Consider the following 4,580-nt stretch of genomic DNA (forward strand, 5'->3'; position numbering starts at 1 on the left):
CCTCGACGACCTCGCCGTCGGCCCACTGACCGCCGAGGATCTGCTCGGAGAGCGGGTCCTCGACGAGCCGCTGGATGGCGCGGCGAAGCGGGCGGGCGCCCATCGTCGGGTCGAAGCCCTCGCGCGCGAGAAACTCGCGGGCCTCGGGCGTCAGCGCGATGCCGATGCCGCGGGCGGCGAGCTGCTCCCGGACGCGCGCGACCATCATGTCGACGATCTGCTGGATCTCCTCGCTGCCGAGGTCGTGGAAGACGATCGTCTCGTCGACGCGGTTGAGGAACTCGGGGCGGAAGACCTTCTTCAGCTCGCCGGTGACACGCTCCTTGAGGGCGTCGTACGACAGGCCCTCCTCGGCGGTCGGTGAGAAGCCGATCGTGCGGCCCTTGGCGATGTCACGCGCGCCGATGTTGCTCGTCATGATGACGATGACGTTCTTGAAGTCGACCTTGCGGCCCTGTGCGTCGGTGAGCCGGCCCTCCTCGAGGATCTGGAGCAGGACGTTGAACACATCCGGGTGGGCCTTCTCGATCTCATCGAACAGGATCACGCAGTACGGCCGGCGGCGGACCGCCTCGGTGAGCTGCCCACCCTCGTCGAAGCCGACGTAGCCGGGCGGCGAGCCGATGAGCCGGCTGACCGTGTGCTTCTCCATGTACTCGGACATGTCGAGCTGGATGAGTGCGTCCTCACTGCCGAACAGGAACGAGGCGAGCGCCTTGGACAGCTCGGTCTTGCCCACGCCCGATGGCCCAAGGAAGATGAACGACCCTGCCGGGCGCCGCGGGTCCTTGAGGCCGGCGCGCGTGCGGCGGATGGCGCGCGAGACCGCGGAGACCGCCTCGTCCTGGCCGACGATGCGCTCGTGGAGCGACGCCTCCATGCGCAGCAGCTTCTGCGTCTCCTCCTCGGTCAGCGACGAGACCGGGATGCCGGTCCACATCGAGACGACCTCGGCGATCTCGACCTCGGTCACCTCGACGACGCGGCGCACCTCGGGCTTGAGCCACTCGTCTTCCATCTGCCGCTTCTCGGCGAGGATGTGCTTCTCGCGGTCGCGCAGGGCGGCGGCCTTCTCGAACTCCTGCGCCTCGATGGCTGCTTCCTTCTCGGCGCGGACCTGCTTCAGACGGTCCTCGACCTCACGCACGCCGGGAGGCGCGGTCATCATCTTGATGCGCATCTTGCTGCCGGCCTCGTCGATGAGGTCGATGGCCTTGTCGGGCATGAAGCGGTCCGAGATGTAGCGGCTCGCCAATTCGGCCGCAGCGAGGATGGCCTCGTCGGTGATCGAGACCCGGTGGTGTGCCTCGTAGCGGTCGCGCAGGCCCTTGAGGATCTCGATCGTCTCCTCCACCGACGGCTCGCCGACCATGATCGGCTGGAAGCGGCGCTCGAGCGCGGGGTCCTTCTCGACATACTTGCGGTACTCGTCGAGCGTGGTGGCGCCGATGGTCTGCAGCTCGCCGCGGGCGAGCGCCGGCTTGACGATGCTGGCGGCATCGATGGCGCCCTCTGCGGCGCCGGCGCCCACGAGCGTGTGCATCTCGTCGATGAACAGGATGACGTCGCCGCGCTCGCGGATCTCCTTCATGACCTTCTTCAGGCGCTCCTCGAACTCGCCGCGGTACTTGCTGCCCGCGACGAGCGCGGCCAGGTCGAGCGTGTAGAGCTGCTTGTCGCGGATGGTCTCAGGCACCTCGTCGCGCGCGATCTTCTGCGCGAGGCCCTCGACGACGGCGGTCTTGCCGACGCCCGGCTCCCCGATGAGGACCGGGTTGTTCTTCGTGCGACGCGACAGGATCTGCATGACGCGCTCGATCTCGACGGCGCGGCCGATGACCGGGTCGAGCTTGCCCTCGCGCGCGGCGCGCGTGAGGTTGCGGCCGAACTCGTCGAGCAGCGCGCCGGAGCTCCCGCCGCGGCCGGAACGCTCCTCGCCACCCTCGGTCTGACGGCCGTAGTGGCCTGAGAGCAGCTGGATGACGGCCGCGCGGACCTTCTCGAGATCGGCGCCGAGGTTGAGAAGCACCTGCGCGGCGACGCCCTCGCCCTCGCGGATGAGCCCGAGCAGGATGTGCTCGGTGCCGATGTAGTTGTGGCCGAGCTGCAGGGCTTCGCGCAGTGAGAGTTCGAGCACCTTCTTGGCGCGCGGGGTGAACGGGATGTTGCCGGTGGGGACGTACGTGCCTCGGCCGATGAGGTCCTCAACCTGCTGGTGGACGTCGTCCAGCGAGATGGACAGCGACTCGAGCGCCTTGGCGGCGATGCCGTCCTGCTCGCGGATCAGCCCGAGCAGCAGGTGCTCGGTGCCGATGTAGTTCTGGTTGAGCATGCGCGCCTCTTCCTGGGCGTACACGACGACCCGGCGCGCCTTCTCGGTGAAGCGTTCGAACATGTGCGGCCTGCCCCTTCAGTGGTGGACGCGAAAGCCGGCGGCTCTCGCGACGGTGTTCGAGACCAGTATACCCGCGCGCATGACACGCCGCGGCGGGCGCTCACAGGATGAGCAAGCGAGGTGCCAGATATGAGCGTGGTGCGCTCAGGTCTGTGCTCAGGTGCTCGTGCCGCGGATCAGTCCGCCGCGACCGCCCGCCGCGAGCGCCCCATGCGCTGCGCGACCGTGGTCGCCACGTCGGCGCCCACGACCACCCCGGCCGCGATGAGACCTCCCGCCATCGCCCAGATCGGCGCCTCGCCCTGCTCCGGCTCCGGCTGCGCGACGACCAGGTACACGCTCACGACAACGAGCAGCGCGAACACCGCGGCGGCCGCGATCCGCGCGACATCGAGACGGAAGTGCGCCCGTCGCCGCGGCGCCAGGTCGCGCACCGCGTCGGTGAGCAGCCACGCGAGCAGCGCGGCCACGCAGGCCGAGATCACGACCAGCAGCGCGAGCGGTCCCGCATACTCCGAGTCGGTCACGAGACGCAGCGGCAGGCCGAGGACGAACGAGACGCTCGCCACGAGCGGGATCGCGAGCCCGCCTGCGGCGGCCCCGCAGGCCGCGCCGATCGCGGTCGGCAGGTCGATGCGGCGGCCGTGCAGCAACCACGCGGCCACCACACCGGCCACGCCCGCCGCGAGCATCATCAGCGAGCCGCCGATCTCGAGCACCGCGCCACTGATGAGCTGCTGCAGGCCCACAGCCAGCACGAACGCCACGGTGACGGTGCCCATCGTCAGAAGCGCCCCGTCCCCGGCGAGCAGTGCGTGGTCGCGTCGCGTCGTCGACGCATGAACGGACATCTTCCTCACCCTCCCCGCTCGCGAGCCATGCGGCACCGGCGTTCCGATGCCCGTAGAGTATGTTCCCGCCTCGGCGCCCGCCGAGGCCGGTTCGGCACCGTGACGCGCCCGCCACGAGGAGGACTTCCGCCGAACGGTCGCTCGTGTTACATAACGGGTATACATCACGCGGACGTTTGGGAATCGGTCGGGTTCTGTTTGGAGGCGGGTGGCACGATGGGGCGCATGGTGAGGAAGCAGTTCTGCATCGACGACGAACTCGACGCGCAGTTGGCCGAGACGGCACTCAAGCTGGGCGTGTCGCAGGGCGAGGTCGTGCGGCAGGCGCTGCGCCACGAGTTCGAGCGGGGCGTCGTCGACGCGCGCCGGGCCGCGTGGGAACGCTCGAAGAAGCGACTCTTGGAGCGTGCGGCGCTCGGCTCGGTCCCCGGCGGCCGCACTTGGACGAGGGAAGATGCATACGACGATGACGAGTAGATTCCTGATCGACACGAACGTCCTCGTCTACAGCATCGACCCCGCCGAGCCGGTGAAGCGCGAGCGTGCGATATCCGTCCTCGATGGACTCGCGACCCCCGATGCAGCCTGTGTGTCGACACAGTCCCTCGGCGAGTTCTTCCGAGTCTCGACGGTACGCGTCGCCAACCCATTGAGCGAAGACGAAGCCGCCGGATACCTGCGGGAATGGCAGGAGGCGTGGCCGGTGCTCGGTACGAGCGCGCTGACGCTGATCGAGCAGGTCCGCGGCCGGTTGCGGCACCGGATGTCGTGGTGGGACGCGCAGCAGTGGGCGATCGCGCGGGTGAACCACGTGCCGATGATCCTGTCGGAGGACTTCACCGACGGGCAGACGATCGAGGGCGTGACGTTCGTGGACCCGTTCGCGGACGGGTTCGACGTGGGGGCGCTGGCGGAGTAGCGCGACGCGCGCTACGGTACCACCCCTCACCTGCGGAGAGCCGGACAACTCAATGCATTGAGATAAGCAACTCAATGGGGCCGTCGTGTCGCCGATCCCTCACTCGACCTCGATCGGACCGTCCGCGGCCGCAGCGGAGTCGCCGCGAACGTTGACGAGCAACGAGCGGGTCGCCATCAGCGCAGCGACGAAAGTCGCTGCCAGGGCGACACACATCGCGAGCCATGCGAAGCTGTAGGCTATCGACGCTGTACCACCGGACGGGTCGTACGACGACGCGAGGACGGACAGGCCGGAGCCGTTGCCCACGGGCGCAGCGGCAGCCATCTCGGTGCCGAGGCCCGCGGTATGCGTCGTCACCACTCCAAACAACGTCAAAGTGTGCGCTTGCGCCTCGGCGTGGAGCGCTTCTATG

At 68.7% G+C, this 4,580-nt stretch carries 5 protein-coding genes; 2 read left to right on the forward strand and 3 right to left on the reverse strand.

Translation table 11 applies throughout. The features are described 5' to 3' along the window. Together FDZ70_06680 and FDZ70_06685 are read right to left on the reverse strand one after the other, a co-directional pair. Positions 1 to 2,395, reverse strand: a 2,395-nt coding sequence (locus FDZ70_06680; GenBank protein TLM76300.1) for an ATP-dependent Clp protease ATP-binding subunit, incomplete at its 3' end; no start/stop codon positions are given. 176 nt (positions 2,396 to 2,571) lie between these two features. Then, positions 2,572 to 3,177, reverse strand: coding sequence for a hypothetical protein (locus tag FDZ70_06685; GenBank protein TLM76301.1), 606 nt, complete (start codon positions 3,175 to 3,177; stop codon positions 2,572 to 2,574). 57 nt (positions 3,178 to 3,234) lie between these two features. Here FDZ70_06685 and FDZ70_06690 point away from each other — a divergent pair, with 57 nt between their 5' ends. Both FDZ70_06690 and FDZ70_06695 read left to right on the forward strand, forming a co-directional pair. Beyond that, positions 3,235 to 3,723, forward strand: a complete 489-nt coding sequence (locus tag FDZ70_06690; protein TLM76302.1) for a ribbon-helix-helix protein, CopG family — start codon at positions 3,235 to 3,237, stop codon at positions 3,721 to 3,723. Continuing rightward, entirely contained in the window at positions 3,713 to 4,165 is a 453-nt protein-coding gene (locus FDZ70_06695; GenBank protein ID TLM76303.1) for a PIN domain-containing protein, read from the forward strand. Before FDZ70_06690 ends, FDZ70_06695 begins: the two co-directional genes overlap by 11 nt. 99 nt (positions 4,166 to 4,264) lie before the next feature. Here FDZ70_06695 and FDZ70_06700 read toward each other — a convergent pair whose 3' ends face one another. Continuing rightward, positions 4,265 to 4,525: a hypothetical protein gene (locus tag FDZ70_06700; GenBank protein ID TLM76304.1), complete on the reverse strand. Its 261-nt coding sequence runs from the start codon at positions 4,523 to 4,525 to the stop codon at positions 4,265 to 4,267. Between the last annotated feature and the right edge of the window lie 55 nt (positions 4,526 to 4,580).

The organism is Actinomycetota bacterium, assembly GCA_005774595.1.
Lineage (GTDB): Bacteria > Actinomycetota > Coriobacteriia > Anaerosomatales > D1FN1-002 > D1FN1-002.